This is a genomic window from Pseudoxanthomonas japonensis (assembly GCF_043632995.1).
GTDB classification, from domain to species: domain Bacteria; phylum Pseudomonadota; class Gammaproteobacteria; order Xanthomonadales; family Xanthomonadaceae; genus Pseudoxanthomonas_A; species Pseudoxanthomonas_A japonensis.
This window is the reverse complement of sequence record NZ_CP171632.1, coordinates 4,089,844-4,110,612: the sequence shown is the minus strand read 5'-3', so window position 1 is coordinate 4,110,612 and position 20,769 is coordinate 4,089,844. Positions and strand designations below refer to the sequence as shown.

The window sequence follows — 20,769 nt, the reverse complement described above, 5'->3', positions numbered from 1 at the left end:
AGTCCACGATGCGTACCCTTGCTTCGCTGTGCCTGGCGACGGCGCTGACCGCCGCCACCGGTATCCCCGCTTCCGCTGCCGACCGCATCACCGGTCGCGCCTTCGCCACCCGTTCCGACGTCATCGCACCGCACGCGATGGCGGCCACGTCGCATCCGCTGGCCACGCAGATCGCGCTGGACGTGATGAAGCAGGGCGGCACCGCGATGGACGCCGCCATCGCCGCCAATGCGGCGCTCGGCCTGATGGAACCCACCGGCAACGGCATCGGCGGCGACCTGTTCGCGATCGTGTGGGATCCGAAGACGAAGAAGCTGCACGGCTACAACGGCTCGGGCCGTTCGCCGAAATCGCTGACGCTCGACTACTTCAAGCAGCAGGGCATCACCGACATTCCCGCGCACGGCCCGTTGCCGGTCAGCGTGCCGGGTGCGGTCGATGGCTGGTTCGCGCTGCACGACCGCTTCGGCAAACTGCCGATGAAGGCCGTGCTGGCGCCGACCATCCGCTATGCGCGCGAGGGCCATCCGGTCCACCAGACCATCGCCTACTACTGGGAACGCTCGGTGCCGCGGCTGTCGAAGTTCCCCGGCTTCAAGGAACAGTTCACCGTCGGCGGCCGCGCGCCGCGCACCGGCGAGATGTGGAAGAACCCGTATCTTGCCGACACGCTGCAGAAGATCGCCGATGGCGGTCGCGACGCGTTCTACAAGGGCGACATTGCGCGCACCATCGATGCGTACTTCAAGGCCAGCGGCGGCTTCCTCTCGTACGAGGACATGGCGGCCCATCATGGCGAGTGGGTCGAGCCGGTCAGCACCAACTACCGTGGCTACGACGTGTGGGAACTGCCGCCGAACGGGCAGGGCATCGCCGCGCTGCAGATGCTCAACGTGCTGGAAGGCTACGACTTCAGCAGGATCCCCTACGGCAGCCCCGAGCACGTACACCTGCTGGTGGAAGCGAAGAAGCTGGCCTTCGCCGACCGCGCGCGCTGGTACGCCGATCCTGCGTTCCAGCCGTTGCCCGTCGCCCGCATGATCTCCAAGCCGTATGCACGCGAACGCGCGAAACTCATTTCGCCCGACAAGGTACTGCGCGAAGTGCAGCCCGGCACGCCGAAGGAGCTGGAAGAGGGCGACACCATCTACATGACCGTCGCCGACAAGGACGGGATGATGGTCTCGCTGATCCAGTCCAACTACCGCGGCATGGGCAGCGGCATGACGCCGACCGGCCTGGGCTTCATCCTGCAGGACCGCGGTGAGATGTTCGTGCTGAACGGTTGCGAGGGCGCCGCGCCGCATCCCAACTGCTACGCGCCGGGCAAGCGTCCGTTCCAGACCATCATCCCGGCCTTTATCACCAAGGACGGCAAGCCGTGGGTCAGCTTCGGCGTGATGGGTGGTGCGATGCAGCCGCAGGGCCACGTGCAGATCGTGATGAACCTGGTCGACTTCGGCATGACGTTGCAGGAAGCCGGCGACGCACCGCGCATCCAGCACGACGGTTCCACCGAACCGGTCGGCAGCGCCAAGGTCATGAGCGACGGCGGCGTGGTGCAGCTGGAATCCGGCTTCCCCTACGAAACCGTGCGCGCGTTGATGGACAAGGGCCACCACGTCGAATGGGCACTCGGCCCGTACGGCGGCTACCAGGCGATCAAGCGCGACCCGGACACCGGCGTGTACTACGGCGCTAGCGAGAGCCGCAAGGACGGGCAGGCGGCGGGGTATTGAGGGACTCTTTCGAGAGGTCTCATAGGTTGGCGTGAACGGAGCGAACCCCAACATCGCAGTGATGATGGGTCACCGTGTTGGGCTTCGCAGGCTCACGCCAACCTATCGCGCTGATGAGTGCCGCACGCGTACCGCACTGCCGGTAACATCCGGTCAACCAGGGAAGGGATCGGGCGCATGGAGCAGACACGGGTACCGGGATCCGAGCTGTCGTTGCTGGACGCCCTCGTCGTGTCCACGATCTGCTTCGGCCTGTTCATCGCGACGTCCTTCCAGGCCGTGGTGGGAGGCTATCCCGATGCCGAGTTTTCCGACGCCAGCAACGTCTACGGCATCCTGATCGAGTTGGTCCTCGCCCTCTGCGCGCTGCTGTACCTGCATGCCCGCCGTTTCGACCTGCGTCCTCTGTATCCCCATCCGCACCTGAGCGGCGCGTTGCAGGGCGTGGCGATCTACGTCGCGGCGGTCGTGCTCGCCTGGGTGGTGACGACGCCCTTCGTTGCGGACGACGGCTCGGTGCCGATCGTGGCGTTCTCGTTCGAGGGCGCGTCCCTCGCCTCGGTCGTCGCGTTCGCGATGGTCAACGGAACCTTCGAGGAGGTGTTCCTGCTCGGCGTGCTGGCGCGCGGGCTGAAAGGCCATGGCCTGCTGTTCGCGGGGGGGTTCTCGCTGCTGGTGCGCCTGCTGTACCACACGTACCAAGGGCCGGTGGGCGCCGTGTCGGTGCTCGCGTTCGGGCTGGTGCTGACCGTGTTCTATCTGCGCACGGGCCGCCTGTGGCCGGTGGTGTTCGCGCATATCCTCGGCGATATCGTTCCGGTCGTCTTCGGCGAGAGCTGAGCAATACGTAGGATGCATGGAGCGAAGCGGCTTTCAACGGCGAAGCCGGTCTACCCACCATTACCCTGCCAATTTTCGTTATGGAGCCCATGCGTCGCGATCCAGCCCTTCACCAACTGATTGCCGACCTCGCATCCGAACGCGGTCTGCGGGTCGAGTGCGACACGCACTACGATGCCTTCAACTGGGAAAACCGCTGGGGGACGGATGATGTACCGCATGTTCTGGATATCCAGCCGTATCCAGATGGGAGGATCGAGGTGTCTCGACGGCGTACACGCTATCCATTGCTATGGCGACTGATCGCGTGGGCAAGGAACGTCATTCCCATGCTTCCGGACCTGGGTCGGTCTACCCGTGAACCAGTAGCGACACTCAGGTGGCCTTCGGATCCCGCTTGCCTGCGCGATGTCATCGAGTCCGAGCTGGTGCAGGTAAGGTAACGTGGTTGCGGCTCAAGGCCTGCGGCGTGGATCATCGAATCCTTGCCGACAATTTCTTTTCGGCTGAAGGACAATCTCCGCCACGGTGGGCCAAGGCCCACCCTATGAATACGAGGCACCACCATGGCCACACTCCCCGCCATCCCCGAACTCACACCCGGCATATACCGCCACTACAAGGGCAACGATTACGAAGTTGTCGCGGTGGCGCGGCACAGCGAGACGCTGGAGCCGGTGGTGGTGTACCGCGCGCTCTACGGCGAAGGCGGCTTGTGGGTGCGGCCGTATGCGATGTTCTGCGAGGACGTCGTCGTCGATGGACACAAGGTGAGGCGGTTCGCGCTGGTGGAGTCTGCATGAAGCGTCTGTCCGTCGCGTGCGCATGCATCGCCTTGCTGCCGATGACGGCCAGCGCCATCTGCGTTATCGAGCCCCTGGAGTCCAAGTTGCAGGCGGCGGAGACGGTGTATGTCGGCACGGTGGTGAAATCGGCACTGGTCCCCAGGCTGGAACAGCTCCGAAGCGCAGCGACATCGAACGAGCGTCGGACGACGATCCGCCATACCGTGGAGCCGGAAATCGTCTTCAAAGGCGACCCGTCTACCGTGGGTGCTGTCATGTCGACATGGCACTACAGCGATCCCAATGCTGTCAGGCGTGCGGTCGTCTCCGAACTTACGACGCTTATGCCAGGCGATACGATCCTGGTTGTCGCCGAATCGAGCGGCCCGGCGCGCTACGAACTGTGCACGGCGAGCCGCATGTGGAGTACCGAAACCGAGAAGGCGGTTCGCGCCCATTTTTCGCCGAACCGCTGACTTACGTCCCGCGTCCGCTTGCATCGACACCACCAAAGCAACGACATGACGACCTACACCGCCCTGCTCCGCGGCATCAACGTCGGCAAAGCCAAGCGCATCGCCATGGCGGACCTGCGCGCGCTGCTGGAGGCGCTCGGCTACACCGACGTCGCTACGTTGCTCAATAGCGGCAACGTCGTCTTCAAGGCCGGCAAGGGAACGTCCGCAACGCTGGCGACCGACATCTCGAAGGCCATCGCCGATCGACTCGGCATCGAGGTGCCCGTCATCGTGAAATCCGCGAAGGATCTCGACGCCATCATGGCCGACAACCCCTTCGCCGACACCGCGACGGATCCGTCACGCCTGCTGGTCGCGTTCACGCCGGACGCCGCCACGTTGGCCAACCTCGACGCCATCGCGCCGCATGTAGTCGCGCCCGAAAAGTTCCTGGTCGGCACGCGCGCCGCTTACCTGCACTGCGCCAGCGGCATTCTGGAGAGCAAGGCCGCGGAAGCGATGCTGGGCAAGGCAGGCAAGGCCGCCACCACGCGCAACTGGGGTACCGTGCAGAAATTGCAGGCGCTGGTGGAGAAGATCGGCGGGTGACGTTTCCCGTCTCGTGGGAGCGACGTCAGTCGCGATGACCTACCGCGGAGGTGACAACGCGACTGACGTCGCTCCCACAGGAAAAGTGGCGACCTGCCGTCCCGCCTACAGATCGAAGCCCAGCAGCAGCGGGTCGTGGTCGGAACTGCGGAAAGGCACGCTGGCGTCGCCATCAGCGTAGCCTTGCGCGTCCTGTTCGTCGGCATTGATATGCCACTCCGCTGCACCGCGCAGCTGCTTCACCAGCGAGGGGCTGAGCAGGGCGTGGTCGAGGCGGCCGGTCAGGCCGTTGTAGACGTAGGAGTAAGGCTGCTCGACACCCGCCTGCTTGAACGCGTCGATCCAGCCGGCGTCGTCGCGCAGCCAGCGCACCGGGTCTTCCATCGCGTAGGCGTTGAAGTCGCCCAGCATCACCACGCGGTCGCTGCGCGTGCGGGTCGGGTCGGTCTTCAGCCATGCGTCCAGACGCTTCGACGAATCGAGGCGCAATGCATTCCAGCAGCCGGCGCCGTCCTTCTGGTCAGTGTCGGCGCCGGTGGCTTCCGAGCAGCCTTTCGACTTCAGGTGGTTGGCGACCACGACGAAGGGCTTGCCGTTGCCACGCACGAACGCTTGCGCCAGCGGGCTGCGGCTGCGTTCGCCGAACGGACCTTCCTGCAGCGTGGCGGGCTTGCCGCTGGGCCTCACCTTGTCGCTGCGGTAGATGAGGCCGACGCGGATGGTGTCGGGGCCGGGACCCTGCTTCGCGTCGACGAAGCGCCACGTGCCGCCGCCTTCATTCAGCGCGGCGACCAGCTGCGCCAGGCTGGAGTCGGCGCCGTAGCCGTCGTTCTCCAGTTCCATCAGCGCGGCGATGTCGGGGTCGAGCCCGCGGATGGTCGCGACCAGCTTGGCGATCTGCGCCTTCAACTGCTCGGACGTCTTGGCGCCGCGCTCGGTGGGAAAGCCGCCGCCCTTGCCGTCGCCGTTGAACAGGTTCTCCAGGTTGAACGCCGCCACGCGCACGTTGCCGGCGACCTGCGGTGCGGCCGGACGCTGCGGCGCGGCGATGGTCGGTGCGGCGGTGAGCTGCAGGCGCCAGCCACCGGCGCGCTGGTCGACGATGCCTTGCACGCCGGTCAGCACGGTGCTGGTGCGCAGCGGCTGGCCGTCCTTCACGTACCAGACGGTGGCGGGGTCGCGCTTGGCGCTGCCGTCGTCCAGCAGCAGGGTGCGGCGTGTGTTGTCGGACGCGAGGCGCTTGGCCTCCGCGCTGCCGGGCGTGGCGAGTTCGCTGGGTTGCCACAGGCGGCCGTCGAAGCTGGTGATCAATTCGCCGAAGCGTTCCAGCATGTGGGTGCCGCTGAGCGTGAGCGGGGCATCGATGCGGACGTGCATGCCTTCCAGTGCTTCCCAGTCGGTGGGCTGCGCGGTCAGCACCGTCGGTGCGACGTTGCCCTTGCCGCGCGGCTGGATCACCGGCGCATGCAGTGCGGTCAACGTGTCATCGTTGCCGGCTTTACGTTCGCCGACGATGCCGCGCACGCGCAGGCGGTCACCGACCGCAATCGTCGGTGGGGGCGCGCCTTCTTCCAGGGCGACGAAGAGGGCGTCGGAAGTCTTCGCATTGCCGTCGCCGGCATCCTGCACGAAGAAGCCGCCGAGGCCTTCAATGAACGCACCGGTGACGACGCCTTCGATGGTGACGGTCTGACCATCGAGCGGACTGCGTGCGCCTTCGCCCTGCACCTGGCCGATGGGAATGACGCGCGCCTTCGGCGTGGCCGCACAGGCAGGCAGCGACAGGGAGGCGAGCAGGGCGAGGCAGAGCATGGAGCGGGACGGCGTCATCGTGGGCAACCGGGAAAGCGAGGCGGCAAGGGTAAACGGATTGGGTGACGGAAGGTTTTCCATGCGAGGCGGACTGGCGCGCTTCCCCTCTCCCTGTGACAACGGGGAGAGGGTGCCCGGAGAGCCTGCCCCGTACTCGATACGGGGGCGGATGAGGGGCGAGCGCGGTACTAGCCCGTGCGCCGACGCATTCCCACTCCGCTCGCCCCTCACCCGCCTTCGGCACCCTTATCTCTTGCCGATCTGCCAGATTAGGTGCCGAGAGCCGGCGTGGTTGAGCGTCACACCTTGGGTGCTACGACCGCGGGAGAGCAAGCTCGCCACGCCGGAATCTCCCTGCACACGCCCGAACAGTTGCTCGAGTAGGCGCTCGTAACGATAAGGCTGGGCCGCAAGGGAGGACTCTCGACCCTGGCAGCTTACCGGAGATGGGCAATGGGATACGGCATAGGTCTTGATGTGTGCAAGGCATGGATCGACGCGCATGTGCACGGCATGGAGCGTCGGGCTCGATTTCCCAACACCGACACCGGGCTTGAGGCCCTGCGTCACTGGTTGGCCGAGGTGCCGGTACGCCAATGTGTGCTGGAAGCCACGGGAGGCTACGAGCAGCAGGCGCTGGATCGCCTGCATGCGGCCGGCGTGCCGATGGTGCGCATCAATCCCCGTCAGGGGCGTGACTTTGCCAAGGCCACCGGCCAGTTGGCCAAGACCGACGCGCTCGATGCCCAGATCCTGGCGCACATGGCGGCGGTGCTGGAACTGACGCCGTATCGCCCTGCACCGGCCTGGCAGCGCCGTCTGGCGCAATACCACCAGCGCCGCCTGGACGTGCAGCAGACCGTACAGCAGGAGCGCCAGCGACTGGAGCAGCTCACCGATCCCTGGCTGCGTCGGCAGACCTTGCTGGACCTGGGTCGTAGTGAAGCCATGCTCAAGGCGCTGGACGCTCGCATCGCTCAGCAGGTAGCCGAGCAGCCCGGCCTGGCCGTGCTGGGCCAGATCAAGGGCGTTGGGCCTGTGCTGCGCTCAGCCTTGGCCACGCAATTGCCCGAGCTGGGCCACCTCAGTGGCAAGGCCATCGCCAAGCTGGTGGGCGTGGCACCGCTGGCCTGCGACAGTGGCAACCTGCGCGGCGCACGCCGCATCTGGGGTGGCCGGGCAGGCCTTAGGGCCACGCTGTACATGGGCACGCTGACCGCCGTGCGCTACGAACCGACGCTGCGGTCCTTCTACCAATCGCTGCGCGATCGCGGCAAACCGGCCAAGGTCGCCTTGGTGGCCTCCATGCGCAAACTGCTGGTCATCCTCAACGCCCGCATGCGGGACCATCTGAACGCGTCCTGCTGCGCCTGAATCAAGACAGTTGCTCTCCCCGCACGCGGGGAGAAGGAAGCGGTCGTTTCGGGGTTGAAGCACCGCACAAACAAAACGCCGCCCGGAGGCGGCGTTCGTGGAAGGCCCGAAGCCTTACTTGCTGTTGGCCAGCATCCAGTCGACGGTGGCGTGGATCTGCTCTTCGGAGATGGCCGGGTTGCCGCCCTTCGGAGGCATGATGCCGCCGTCCGGACCGGTGAAGCCTTCGATGGCGTGCTTGTACAGGGTGTCGACGCCCTTGCTGGCGCGGGCGCCCATGCCGGCGGCGGTCAGCATCGGGGCCTTGCCCACGCCGTTGGTGTGGCAGGCGCCGCACAGGTTCTTGTAGATCTCGCCACCGTCCAGCGTGCCGCCGTAGGCGACCTGGGAAGCGGCGGCCGCCAGCGCGGCCTGGGCGGCGGCGGCCTGGGCGGCAGCACCGGTTTCGCCTGCATAGACAGCACCGGCCGGGGCGATGCGCGCCTCGGTGATCTGCACGGCCTTCGGGTTCACTTCCGGCGGAATGCTGTCGTGCAGGAAGTACGCGCCGACGATCAGGCCCGCGGTGACCAGCATCAGGAAGCCGATCACCATCGAGAAATGCTTGAGGAATTCGAGGTCGTAGTTACGCACTTTCCACCTTTGGCAGCACGGCCGTGGGCCGCGCATGGCTACGAAAACGGGGGTCGACGGGCACCGGGGTGCCGCGGACAAGACCACATTATAAGCAGGGCGGCCGGTTTTGCCTCAACACCGGCGCCGGGAGGCTCAGGCGGTCAGGTAGACCTGCAGTGGTGCGCGCAGCGCCTGCAGCACGTGGTGCATCGGGAACTGCGCCCCCGGGCCCTGGCCCGAGAGGGCCTGCTGGAGCACCTGCCGCTTTTCGCCGCCTTCGATATGCAGGTAGAGCCGGCCGGCATCGCGCAGGACGGGCAGGGTCAGGGTGATGCGGGGCTCGCCTGCGCCGGGTGCACGCATCGGCAGCACGGTGGTGCCGGTGGCCGTGTCCATCGCCTCGGCCAGGCGGTCGCCGCCCGGGAAGAACGAGGCGGTATGTCCGTCGCCGCCCATGCCCAGCACCACGACATCCAGCGTGGCCGGCAACCCTGCAGCGATGTCCTCCAGCACCTCGTCGGGCGTCGCCGCGGGCCGGTACAGGGGCACGAAGCGGGCGTCGGCGGCCGCGTTCTGCAGCAGGCACTCCTTCACCAGCCGCGCATTGGAGCGCTCATGGTCATCGGGCACCCAGCGCTCGTCCACCAGCGTCACGGTGACGTTCGCCCAGTCCAGTGCCTGCTGCGAGAGCGCCTGCAGGAAGCGGCGCGGGGTGGTGCCACCGGACAACGCCAGGCTGGCCTGGCCACGCTGGACGAGCGCGGCGCGCAGGTCGTCGGCCACGGCCTGCGCCAGGGCGGAGGCGACGGCGTCGCCATCGGGGAACGGGTGCAGCTGGATCTGCAGCGAGAGATCGGTGGGGGGCATGGCGGGTCTCGGGAGTGGGGGCTTCCCGGGGGAAGGCAGGTCGGCCGGCGGCCGGAATCAGGCCCCGCGTGTGCGGGGCCGGCAGCGTCAGACGGTGTCTTCGTGCCAAGTGCGGCCGTCGCGTTCGACCAGCGCCACGGCGGCGCTGGGGCCCCACGAACCGGCGGTGTACGGCTTGGGCGCGTCGCGCTGGGTCTCCCAGGCGGCGAGGATCGGGTCGATCCACGCCCAGGCGGCTTCGACCTCGTCGCGACGCATGAACAGGGTCTGGTTGCCGCGCACCACGTCCATCAGCAGGCGCTCGTAGGCTTCCGGCTGGTGCACACCGAACGCCTCGGCGAAGCTCATGTCCAGCGGCACGTGCTGCAGGCGCAGGCCGCCCGGGCCGGGGTCCTTGATCATCAGCCACAGCTTCACGCCTTCGTCCGGCTGCAGGCGCAGCACCAGCTTGTTGCCCATCACCGGGCCGGCGCTGTCTTCGAAGATGGAATGCGGGATCTGCTTGAAGGCGATGACGATCTCGGACACGCGCTCGGACAGGCGCTTGCCGGTACGCAGGTAGAACGGCACGCCGGCCCAGCGCCAGTTGTCGACTTCGGCCTTCAGCGCCACGAAGGTCTCGGTGCGCGAATCGGGCTTGCCGAGCTCTTCCAGGTAGCCGGGCACGGCCGCGCCGCTGCTGGCGCCGGCGCGGTACTGGCCGCGTACGGACAGGTGGGCGACGTCTTCGCCGCGCATCGGCTTGAGCGAGCGCAGCACCTTGAGCTTCTCGTCGCGCACGGCATCGGCCTGCAGCGCGGCCGGCGGTTCCATCGCCACCATGCACAGCAGCTGCAGCAGGTGGTTCTGCACCATGTCGCGCAACGCGCCGGAGGTGTCGTAGTAGCCGGCGCGCTTCTCCAGGCCGACGGTCTCGGCCACGGTGATCTGCACGTGGTCGATGCGGCTGGCGTTCCACAACGGCTCGAACAGGATGTTGGCGAAGCGCAGGGCCAGCAGGTTCTGGACCGTTTCCTTGCCCAGGTAGTGATCGATGCGGAAGATCTGGTTTTCGGCGAATGCGCTGCCGACGGCGTCGTTGATGACCGCGGCGCTGGCCGAATCGTGGCCGATCGGCTTCTCGATCACCACGCGGGCGTTGCCGGTGTTCAGGCCGTGCGCGCGCAGGCGGTCGCAGATGGCGACGAACAGGGTGGGGCTGGTGGACAGGTAGAACACGCGGATGCGGTCGCCGGTGGACTGCAGGCGGGTGGCGAACTCGTCCCAGCCTTCATCCTTGGTGGCGTCCAGCGCCAGGTAGCCGAGCTTCTGCAGGAAGGCGGGCAGCTTGGCCTTCAAGGTCTCGTCGCTGGCGGCGATGCGGGCCAGCGCTTCGCCGACCTTGGCCTGGTACTCGGCATCGCCCTGCTTGTCGCGGGCCACGCCGATGATGCGGCTGTCCTCGGGAATCTGGCCGTCGGCGTAGCGCCGCAGCAGGCCCGGCAGCAGCTTGCGCAGCGCCAGGTCGCCGGTGCCGCCGAAGATGACGAGATCGAAGGTGTCGACAGGCAGGGTCTTCGCGGTCACGGGCGTCTCGGTGCAACAGAAGTGAGTGTCCACAATACCACCAGGGTACCACGAGATGCCAACAGGTCCGCACTGCAACGGGATTGTTGCGATATTGGTACGGCACTGGTATCTTGATTCGCATGCAAACGAACCTGCTCGAGGAATACCAGCGGCTGCAGACCGGTGAATCCACCCGGGCCGTGGCTTACCTGCGCCTGCGCCGCGCGCTGCAGAACCTGATGGACGCCGGCGTGCTGCGGCCCGGACAGGCGCTTCCCAGCGAGCGCGACTTGGCGCAGCTGCTCGATCTCTCGCGGGTGACCATCCGCAAGGCGCTGGCCGGTCTGATCGAAAGTGGTCTGCTGGTGCAACGGCAGGGCGCCGGCACCTTCGTCGCCGAACGCATCCTTCGCCAGTTCTCGCGGCTGACCAGCTTCACCGACGACCTGCGCGAGCGCGGGTTGAACCCGCAGGTAAAGTTCCTGGAGCGTTCGGTCGGCGAAGTAACGCCGGAAGAGTCGATGGCGCTGAACCTCTCGCCCGGAAGTGGCGTGGTGCGCATGTACCGCCTCCGTCATGTGGACGGTTCGCCGATCGCGATCGAGCGGACGCTGGTGCCGTACGCGCTGCTGCCGGATCCCGACAGCGTGACCACTTCTTTATATGAGGCGCTGGACGCGTACGGTCATCGTCCACGCCGCGCCCTGCAGCGCCTGCGTGCCGTGGCCCTGGACGAGGAGGCGGCCCGCCACCTCGAGCTGCCGGTCGGAGCCCCGGGTCTGCTGGTCGAGCGCCGGGCGTTCCTGGAGGATGGCCGGGTCGTCGAATCCACCCGGTCGTACTATCGCGGCGACGCCTACGACTTCGTCGCCGAACTGCAGAGCGACTGATCGTCTGCCGGCCAAGCCGGCGCTTCCCCGCTGTTATCCCCTTCCACAGCCCCTGCCTGCCTGCACCCGGACCGGCGGGGTAACCGTCGTGGCCGGTCGATCCGCCGCCGCTGATCCGTCAGGACCGGCCTTCGGTCGGTCTTGGCGAGCTTTTGACGCCGCCTCGCTTCGCTTCTGTGATGAAGTTCACGTACTTACCTATTGACGTCAATGAGTTGACGTTAAATTAAAGTAAATGTGTAATAGGCATCTCACTTATTTGTGAGGGATGTCCGCTTCACCAAACGAAGTGCGATGTGTGACGTATGCCCGTGCAGGTTGGCCAATCGAGCCGCCGAGGGGTAATGCGACTTTCAAGACAGCCTTGGGGGAGGCAGTCCCGGCTGGCCGTTCTCCCGATCCAGCGTAAGGGACCACCGTGTACGTCTTCACTCACCTCCGTCGTTTGGCCCAGAAGAGCGCCTCCATTCTTGCGTTTGGAGCATTGGCTCTCTGCAGTGCGGCCGCGGCGCCGGTGCTGGCGCAGACCCAGGTCATCAACAGCGCCCGTGTGACGGTCCCCGTCGGCGTGGTGGATACGAACCCTGACAATAACGATGCAAGCGCTACGGTCAGGGTGGTGGTGCCGAACCTGTCGATCGCCAAGAGCGGTCCGGCGACGGCGGTGGTGGGCACGGCCTACAACTATGTGCTCACGGTGACCAACAACGGCACCGCGCCGACCACAAACATCGCCACGGTGGCCGATACGGTGCCGGCGGGGCTGACGATCAATTCGGCGGCCGGCTGCTCGATCAGTGGCCAGAACGTGTCCTGCCAAGTGTCGGCGGGTCTGACGAACGTGGCGCCGGGCAACACGGTGAGCTTCACGATCAACGTGACACCGGCGGCCTCGGCGGCACCCAGCGTGTCGAACACGGCGGTGGTGACCGGCGGTGGTGACCCGGACTGCGTGGGCACCGGTTGCACCACGCCGCCGGTAGTCACGACGGTGAGGCCGACCATCGACGCAGTGAACGATAGCTATAACGTTCCTGCCGCGGGTGGCACGACAGCCAGCGTCATCGCCAACGACACCACCAACAATGTGGCGGCGGTCATCGGCACCAATGTCACGCTGACGCCGGGTGCGGCGCCTGTTCCCGCGGTTGGCAGCATCACGATGAATGCCAATGGCACCATCACCGTGGTTGCGAACACCGCTGCGGGCAGCTACAGCTATCCCTACCAGATCTGCACCATTCCCGCGACGGTGCCCGTGACCTGCGACAGTGCCGTCGCGACCGTCGTCGTCGCCTCGGCGCCCGCGCTGACGATCGACAAGTCGGCTGGCGCGCCTAGCGGCGGCACAGTGGGCAGCACGATCGCCTATTCGTTCTTGGTGACCAACACCGGCAACACCCCCCTGACGGGCATCGTGATCAACGATCCGCTCCTGACGGCAGCAGCGGCGTGTGCGGTGACCACGCTGGCTCCGGGTGCGAGCACCACCTGTACGTCCAGTTATGCGATCACCCAGGCGAACATCGATGCCGGTGTGGTGAATAACAGCGCCACAGCCACGGGCACGCCTCCCTCCGGCCCGGCCGTGACCTCGCCGCCTGACACGACGACCACGCCGATCACGCAGAGCTCGGCTCTGACGGTGGCCAAGAGTGTGACCTCGACGGGTCCGTACGCGCTGGGCTCGACGATCAGCTACAGCGTGGTGGCGACCAACAGCGGCACGGTGACGCTGAACAACGTGGTGGTGAGCGATCCGCTGCTGGCGGCGCCGAACAGCACGACGTGCGCGACGCTGGCGCCGGGTGCGACGTGCACGCTGACGGGCAGCTATGCCGTGCAGCAGACGGACGTTGACGCGGGCCAGGTGGTGAACACGGCGACGGCGGACTCGAATGAGACCGATCCGGTGACCGGCACGACGACCACGCCGATCACGCAGACGCCGGGCCAGAGCCTGGTGAAGGCGCTGACCGGAGACAGCACCGGTGGTGCGGTCGCGGTGGGCGATGAGCTGACCTACACGATCACGCTGAGCAACACGGGCAACACGACGCTGACCGGCGTGGTGGTGAACGATGCGCTGATCACCCCGTCCAGCATCAGCTGCGCCAGCGTGGCGCCGGGTGCGACCTGCCAGCTGGTGGGTACGTACACGGTGACGCAGGCCGACGCCGATGCGGGCAACATCCGCAACACGGCGGTGGTGAGCAGTCCGGCCTGCCCGGCGGGCAGCACGAATGCGGGCTGCACGACCACGATCGACACCCCGGTGCCGCAGACGCCGGGCCAGAGCCTGGTGAAGGCGCTGACCGGAGACAGCACCGGTGGTGCGGTCGCGGTGGGCGATGAGCTGACCTACACGATCACGCTGAGCAACACGGGCAACACGACGCTGACCGGCGTGGTGGTGAACGATGCGCTGATCACCCCGTCCAGCATCAGCTGCGCCAGCGTGGCGCCGGGTGCGACCTGCCAGCTGGTGGGTACGTACACGGTGACGCAGGCCGACGCCGATGCGGGCAACATCCGCAACACGGCGGTGGTGAGCAGTCCGGCCTGCCCGGCGGGCAGCACGAATGCGGGCTGCACGACCACGATCGACACCCCGGTGCAGAACCCCTCGGTGACCTTCAGCAAGTCGGTCGTCCTCCCGGTAGGCCAGACCGAGGTCTCGGTGGGGGATACCCTCACCTACAACCTGCAGGTCGTGGTCGGCGATGCCGTGACCACGTCGCCGGTCACGCTGACCGACACGCTGGGCCAGGGCCTGACGCTGGGCACGGTGACGGCGGGCAGCCTGAGCTGCGGCGTGGGCAACCCGCTGGTGTGCACGCTGCCGGCGAATACGGCGCCGGGCACCTATCTGGTGACCTACACGGCCATCGTGAACGAGCTGGCGACCGGCTTCGTCCGCAACGTGGTGGTGGCGACGGGCGATGACGCCCCGACCTGCCAGGGCGCGTGCCAGACAGAAACCATCGTGACCGAGCCGTTGCCGGCCATCGTCAGCTACGGCAAGTCGGCCGTGCTGCCGGCAGGCAAGAACCGCGTGGTGGCGGGTGACGTGATCACCTATACGTTGACTGCGACGGTGGCGGCGGCACCGACCTCCAGCGTGATCACCCTGACCGACACGCTGGGCACAGGCCTGACGTTCGGTGCGGTGACCGCGGCGGGTGCCTACACCTGCGGCGCGACCAGTCCGCTGGTGTGCACGCTGCCGGAGGGCACGGTGCCGGGCGTCTACACGGTCACCTACACCGCGACGGTCAATGGCCAGGCAAGCGGCGTGGTACGCAATGCGGTGGTCGGTACGGGTACCGACAACCCGGTGTGCGCGAACGAGTGCGACGTCGAGACGCCGGTGGCGACGCCGACGGTGGTGGTGAACAAGAGCTCCGATCCCGCCAACGGCGCGACCGTGCAGCCTGGCCAGGTGATCACCTACACCTTGTCGGTGCAGGTTGGCCAGGCGGCCCTGGATTCCGCCGTGACCCTCGTGGACACGCCGGATCGCGGCTTGACGCTGGGCGCCATGCCGGCTGGTTGCGCCTACAACGGCACGACCATGACCTGCATCGTGCCGGCCGGTACGCCGGTGGGTACGCAGACGTTCACCTACACGGCCACCGTCAATGCCTCGGTGACGGGTCGCGTGACGAACGTGGTCGTAGCCAACAGCGCGGATCCGACCGATCCGCCGCCGACCTGTCAGACCTGCAGCACCGAGCACCTGGTCGGCCTGCCGGAGATCCGCCTGAGCAAGTCGGCCGGCGTGCGCGAAGTGCGCATCGGCGACCTGGTCCGCTACACACTGACGGTGGAGAACGTGGGCAGCACCGACCTGGTCAACGGCAGCATCGTGGACACGCCGGCGGCTGGCTTCAGCTATGTCGAAGGTTCGCTGCTGGCAGCCGATGCCGACCGGATGGTGACGGTCTCGGGTAACCGGCCGCTGCGCTTCGCTGGCGTGGACGTGCGTGCCGGCGAGACCGCCACGCTGGTCTACGTGCTGCGGGTGGGCGCGGGTGTCCGTCCGGGCGCCCACGTCAACCAAGCGCAGGTGCGTTCGTCGATCGATGAGCCGGTGTCGAACGTGGCCACGGCGGAAGTACTGCTGACCGCCGATGCGATGCTGGATGACAGCCTGCTGGTCGGCACGGTCTTCAACGACCGCGACGGCGACGGCTGGCAGGACAGCGCCACGCTGGGTGGCGTGAAGGTACAGGGCGGCTTCGCACCGGGTGCCTACATCGCCAACTCGACCACCGTCGACCACGGTGCGGGCCCGCAGCCCGAGCCGGATGCCAGCTCGCCGATGCTGCACGGCATCGCCGTCGGCACGATCAGCGGTCGCCAGTCGCCCGCGGATCCGGTGGATGCCCATGAAGTGGTCATCCGGCAGCGGTTGAGCGAACTGGCCTTCACCGACGACTTCGTGCTGACCAGCGACCAGGGCGTCACGGTGCGCATGGATGCCGTGGGCAACACGCGCGTCGAGCAGTCCGGCGATGCCGCCAAGGGCCTGACCGCGGCTGCACCGACCGTCGAGCGCCGCGTGGCGCAGGGCGAGGGCGGCTACGTGGTCGACTACGTCATCCGCAACACCGGCATCGACGAGCGTGGCATCCCTGGTGTGCGTATCGCATCGGTGGAAGGCCTGTTGATCGAAACCGACCAGTACGGGCGCTACCACCTGGCAGGCGTGTCGGGTGGCGCATGGGAGCGTGGCCGCAACTTCATCCTGAAGGTCGACCCGTCCACGCTGCCCTCCGGTGCCGAGTTCACCACCGACAACCCGCTGCTCCGCCGGATCACTCCCGGTGTGCCGGTCCGCTTCGACTTCGGCGTGAAGCTGCCGGAGCAGGTGATCGAGGGTGGCAGCGAGCAGGTGGAGCTGGAGCTGGGCGATGTGTTCTTCGCGCCCGGCAGCGCCGAGGTCCGCGCGCAGTACCGGCCGGTGATCGAAGCGATGGCGGCCCAGGTGCGCAAGCACGGGGGCGGCGAGGTGGTGATCAGCGCCAACGGCGATGCCGAGGCACTGGCGTTCGAACGTGCCAACGCCGTCAAGGCGGCGTTGCTGGAGACGCTGGAACCGGCCGTCGCGCAGGCGCTGGTGGTCAGTGCGCGCGGCAACGTCGACGACCCCGGTTCGCTGGTCGTCGGCGTGGATGAAGGCGGCGCGTTGCTGGGCACGGTGCTGTTCGATACCGACAAGGCAGCGATCCGCCCCGAGTTTGAGCCGTTGCTGGACAAGGTGGCGGCCGCACTGGAGAAGCGGGGCGGCGGCAGCATCGCCATCGTCGGCCACACCGACGTGCGGGGTTCGCATGCGTACAACACCGCCCTTGGCATGCGCCGCGCAAAAGCGGTCTACGAAGCCCTTGCCAAGCGACTGAGCCCGGAGGTGCGCGCACACGTTCGCGTGGAATCCAGTAACGATCCGACAGCCCCTGTCGGCGTGCGCAAGTGAAGGGGCGGATCATGAAGAAGCGTATGAAGATGAAGCTGCTGGACTACACGCTGATCGGCCTGTTGGCGGGTGCCGCTCCGGTCGCCGCCGCGCAGGCGCCCTCGCCGGCGCCGGTGAAGGCCGACGGTGCGGCGACGCCGGTGGAATGCGATGGCCAACAGTGCGCGGGCGAGGAGGGCCTGCTGTTCCGGCTGCGCACGCGCAGCTACGACAGGCCGGTCACCCAGGGCACCAATGAACAGTCCTCGTCCCCGGCCTTGCAGCCTGATCGCCGGGTCACTGTGGCTACCGAGCAGCCGGGCAAGGCGACGGCGATGGGCAAGTTCTCCATCGATCTGCCTGGCGGCGGCGCCATCTGGGCGACCGAGGATCCCACGCTCGGCCAGCCGGAACTGTCGGTGTCCGCGCCGACCATCGTGTCGTTCGACGGCCAGCGCATCACCAAGCCGGTGCAGTTCTACGTGCGTGGCAACTATCCGGCCTTCATCAAGCGCCTGGAGATCTCGATCTATCGAAGCAGCGATGCCGATCTGATCGAGCCGATCGCCACCGTACCGCTGGACGTGGCCGGCGTGACCCGGGCCGATTGGGATGGCGCCCTGCCGGCCAGGTATCCGTTCCGCAAGGGCGACGAGCTGGTCTATGTGCTGCGCGCCTACGGCGAGGGCGACAGCTTCGATGAGACGTATCCACGCACGCTGCAGCTGGTTTCTCCCGAAGAGGCTGAGCGCGGCGCCACCCTGCTGCGCGACAGCGCCGAGCGTGCCCTCGGCACATCGCTGTCGAGCGAGCAGGCGCAGGCGCAGCGCCAACTGGACGACGTGTTCGCCGGCAACGGGCTGCGCCAGCAGAACATCCCGATGTACGGCTCCCGCATCCGTATCCAGGGCCGCAACATCCCCGACGACGCGCAGCTGACCATCAACGGTGAGCAGTACCCGGTGGACCTGGAGCGCAAGTTCGTCGCCGAGTATCTGGTGCCGGTGGGTCGTCACCGCTTCGAGATCGGGGTGGGCGAAACCGGCGGTGGTAGTGATGACACGCGGCGTGCCGCGACGCATGCACTGGACGTGGACGTCACCGGCCGCTACTTCTTCGGCGTCGGCCTGGCCGACGTCACCGTCTCGCAGAACAAGGTCAGCGGCTCGGGCGCGGCGTTCGCCAACGACACGCGCTACCAGGACGACGTGATCAGCGACGGTCGCCTCGCGTTCTATGGCAAGGCCAAGTACGCGGGCAAGTACCTCGTCACCGCGCAGGCCGACACCACCCAGCGCGATCTCGAACGCCTGTTCGATGGCTTTACCCAGGCCGATCCGCAGGACATCTTCCGTCGCCTCGATCCGGACCTCTATTACCCGGTCTATGGCGACGACTCCACGACGTACCGCGACGTGGACACGATGGGCCGCTTCTACCTGCGCGTGGACTGGGACAAGAACCAGGCGCTGTGGGGCAACTACAGCACCGGTATTACCGGCACCGAGTACGCGCAGTACCAGCGCTCGCTGTACGGCGCGGCGCTGAACTGGCGCTCGAACGCGACCAACCGCTGGGGCGATCCCGGCACCGAACTGCGCGTGTTCGGCTCGCAGGCGGAAACCGCACCGGGCCACAACGAGTTCATCGGTACCGGCGGCAGCCTGTACTACCTGCGGCATACGGACTTGTTGCCGGGTTCGGACGTGGTGACACTCGAAATCCGCGATCTGACCACTGGCCGCACCGAAAAACGCGTGGTCCTGCAGCGCGGCACCGACTACGAGATCGACGAGTTGCAGGGTCGCGTGCTGCTGACGCGTCCGCTGTCGCAGATCACCCGCGAGAACACGCCCACGCTCACGCGCGACACTCCGCTGGACGGCTTCGAGCAGCGCCTGATCGTGGATTACGAATGGGTGCCGTCGGGCTTCGATGCCGACGATGTCACCGCAGGCTTCCGTGGCAAGCACTGGTTCGGCAACCATGTCGGCGTCGGCGCGACCTACGTGCAGGAGAACCGCGCGGGCGAGGATTACACGCTCGCCGCCGGCGACCTGACGCTGCAGGCCGGCAAGGGCACCTACGTCAAGGCCGAGTACGCGCAGACCGAGTCGTTCGGTGCGCCGGTGTTCTTCTCCGACAATGGCGGCTTGAGCTTCATCCAGCAGAACGACACCGCGCTGTTCCGCGAAGGCGAGGCCAAGTCACTCGAGGCCCGCGCCAACTTCAAGGAACTGGGCTGGACGGAGCAGGACTGGAGCGTGGGCGCCTGGTGGCGCAACACCAGCGCCGGCTACTCCATCTCGCGCTACGACACCGGCCGTCCGGTGACCGAATACGGCGCCGAGCTGCTCGGCCAGTTCACGCCCAACCTGGGTTTGTACACGCGCTACACCCGCGCCGAAAGCGGGGCGGAATCGCTGACGCAGGCACAGGCCACGCTGGAATGGCGCGTCGACGACGCCAGCACGTTCAGTGCGGAAGTCCGCCGCGTGGACCAGGAAGGCACCGCGGCCGACGCCGCCGGCACGTTGGGTGCATTGAAATACCTGCGCCGCCTCGGCAGCTCGCTGGAGCTCTACGGCATCGGGCAGGTGACGCTGGACGACGATGGCGGCCAGTACGCCGACAACAACGCACTGACCCTGGGTGGCAAGTACCTGTACGGCAACCAGTCGTCCGTGGGCGCCGAACTCACCACGGGCGACCGTGGCGAAGCCGCCACTGTCAACGCCGAGCATCGGCTGACCGCCGAACATTCGGTCTACGGCGCCTACACCTACTCGACCGATACCACCGACTACGATTCGGTGTTCAATCGCAGCGCCCAGAATGGCTGGACGCTGGGACAGCGCTGGCGCCTGTCCAACCAGGTGAACCTGTACAACGAGAGCCAGTTCCTGAAGGAGCGCAACGCCTCCGGCCTGGCGCACACCTTCGGCATGGATTTCTATCCGGCACAGGGCTGGAACATGGGGTTCACGCTCTCCGACGGCGAACTGACCAACACGGCCGGGGGCAACGTCGATCGCCGTGCGATCAGCGTCTCCGGTGGACGTACGTCGCCGGATACCGACTGGCAGAGCAAGCTGGAGTGGCGCGAGGACAACGGAGCCGAGCAGCGCGAGCAGTGGGTCAGCACCAACCGGCTGACGCACAAGTTCAACGAGAGCTGGCGCATCGCGGCGCGGTTGAACTACGCCGACACCGACGACCAGCTCGATCCGCTGGCCAGCGCCCGCTTCATCGAAGGCAACGTGGGCTTCGCTTACCGTCCCTGGGACAACCAGCGCTGGGGCCTGTTCGGCCGTTACACCCACCTGTACGACCTGGCAACGCTGGGACAGGTGGGTGGTGCGGACTACGACCAGAAGTCGCAGATCCTGTCGTTCGAAGGCGTGTACAAGCTGGACCAGCGCTGGGAATTCGCCGGCAAGCTGGCGCGTCGCGAAGGCGAAGTGCGCATGGGGCGCGGCACGGGCGTGTGGCTGGATTCGGCCACCACGTTCGGCGCGGCCCAGGTGCGGTACGACCTGCGGACGAAGTGGCACGCGATGGCGGAATACCGCTGGCTCGACGTGGACGATGGTGGCTCGAGGCAGGGCGTCCTGCTGGGCGTCGATCGCGACCTCAGCAAGAATTTCCGCATCGGCGTGGGCTACAACTTCACCGACTTCAGCGACGACCTGACCGACTTCGACTACGACCACAAGGGCTGGTTCCTGAACCTGGTCGGCACGTACTGACGCCAGGCCCGGCGCCACGGCGCAG

Annotated in this window: 13 protein-coding genes; 9 read left to right on the top strand and 4 right to left on the bottom strand. The window is 67.0% G+C overall.

Annotation, left to right across the window (positions count from 1 at the left end):
- Positions 1–8: 8 nt before the first annotated feature.
- From ggt to ACGHX3_RS19140, 5 genes are all read left to right on the top strand, one after another.
- Positions 9–1,739 carry a gamma-glutamyltransferase gene (gene ggt / locus ACGHX3_RS19160; RefSeq protein WP_394695894.1) on the top strand — a complete coding sequence of 577 codons (1,731 nt, stop codon included), beginning with the start codon at positions 9–11 and terminating at the stop codon, positions 1,737–1,739.
- 177 nt (positions 1,740–1,916) lie between these two features.
- Entirely contained in the window at positions 1,917–2,579 is a 663-nt protein-coding gene (locus tag ACGHX3_RS19155) for a CPBP family intramembrane glutamic endopeptidase (protein WP_394695893.1), read from the top strand.
- A gap of 566 nt (positions 2,580–3,145) precedes the next feature.
- Positions 3,146–3,382: a DUF1653 domain-containing protein gene (locus tag ACGHX3_RS19150; RefSeq protein ID WP_394695892.1), complete on the top strand. Its 237-nt coding sequence runs from the start codon at positions 3,146–3,148 to the stop codon at positions 3,380–3,382.
- Positions 3,379–3,840, top strand: a complete 462-nt coding sequence (locus ACGHX3_RS19145) for a hypothetical protein (protein WP_394695891.1) — start codon at positions 3,379–3,381, stop codon at positions 3,838–3,840. The genes ACGHX3_RS19150 and ACGHX3_RS19145 overlap by 4 nt, the downstream gene beginning before the upstream one ends.
- A 45-nt stretch (positions 3,841–3,885) precedes the next feature.
- Positions 3,886–4,431, top strand: coding sequence for a DUF1697 domain-containing protein (locus tag ACGHX3_RS19140; protein WP_394695890.1), 546 nt, complete (start codon positions 3,886–3,888; stop codon positions 4,429–4,431).
- Positions 4,432–4,536: 105 nt separating this feature from the next.
- Here the strand turns inward: ACGHX3_RS19140 and ACGHX3_RS19135 are convergent, their stop codons facing one another.
- Complete coding sequence (locus ACGHX3_RS19135) at positions 4,537–6,261, bottom strand: ExeM/NucH family extracellular endonuclease (protein WP_394695889.1); 1,725 nt, start codon at positions 6,259–6,261, stop codon at positions 4,537–4,539.
- Between the two features lie 435 nt (positions 6,262–6,696).
- Between ACGHX3_RS19135 and ACGHX3_RS19130 the strand changes: the two genes are divergently transcribed.
- Positions 6,697–7,617, top strand: coding sequence for an IS110 family transposase (locus tag ACGHX3_RS19130; protein WP_394695888.1), 921 nt, complete (start codon positions 6,697–6,699; stop codon positions 7,615–7,617).
- Between the two features lie 114 nt (positions 7,618–7,731).
- Here ACGHX3_RS19130 and ACGHX3_RS19125 read toward each other — a convergent pair whose 3' ends face one another.
- The 3 genes from ACGHX3_RS19125 to zwf form a co-directional block, all read right to left on the bottom strand.
- The gene (locus ACGHX3_RS19125) at positions 7,732–8,250 is read right to left on the bottom strand and encodes a cytochrome c5 family protein (RefSeq protein ID WP_162338276.1); all 519 of its coding nucleotides are present in this window, start codon (positions 8,248–8,250) and stop codon (positions 7,732–7,734) included.
- A gap of 135 nt (positions 8,251–8,385) precedes the next feature.
- Positions 8,386–9,099, bottom strand: a complete 714-nt coding sequence (gene pgl, locus ACGHX3_RS19120; RefSeq protein ID WP_162338275.1) for a 6-phosphogluconolactonase — start codon at positions 9,097–9,099, stop codon at positions 8,386–8,388.
- A gap of 87 nt (positions 9,100–9,186) precedes the next feature.
- On the bottom strand, positions 9,187–10,665 hold the full coding sequence (gene zwf / locus ACGHX3_RS19115; RefSeq protein WP_192273980.1) for a glucose-6-phosphate dehydrogenase: 1,479 nt from the start codon (positions 10,663–10,665) through the stop codon (positions 9,187–9,189).
- A gap of 122 nt (positions 10,666–10,787) precedes the next feature.
- Between zwf and ACGHX3_RS19110 the strand changes: the two genes are divergently transcribed.
- The 3 genes from ACGHX3_RS19110 to ACGHX3_RS19100 all read left to right on the top strand — a co-directional run bounded on the left by ACGHX3_RS19110 (position 10,788) and on the right by ACGHX3_RS19100 (position 20,744).
- Complete coding sequence (locus ACGHX3_RS19110; RefSeq protein ID WP_162338810.1) at positions 10,788–11,537, top strand: GntR family transcriptional regulator; 750 nt, start codon at positions 10,788–10,790, stop codon at positions 11,535–11,537.
- Between the two features lie 484 nt (positions 11,538–12,021).
- Positions 12,022–17,016: an OmpA family protein gene (locus tag ACGHX3_RS19105; protein WP_394695887.1), complete on the top strand. Its 4,995-nt coding sequence runs from the start codon at positions 12,022–12,024 to the stop codon at positions 17,014–17,016.
- An 11-nt stretch (positions 17,017–17,027) separates the two neighbouring features.
- Positions 17,028–20,744 carry a hypothetical protein gene (locus ACGHX3_RS19100; RefSeq protein WP_394695886.1) on the top strand — a complete coding sequence of 1,239 codons (3,717 nt, stop codon included), beginning with the start codon at positions 17,028–17,030 and terminating at the stop codon, positions 20,742–20,744.
- The last annotated feature ends 25 nt before the right edge of the window (positions 20,745–20,769 follow it).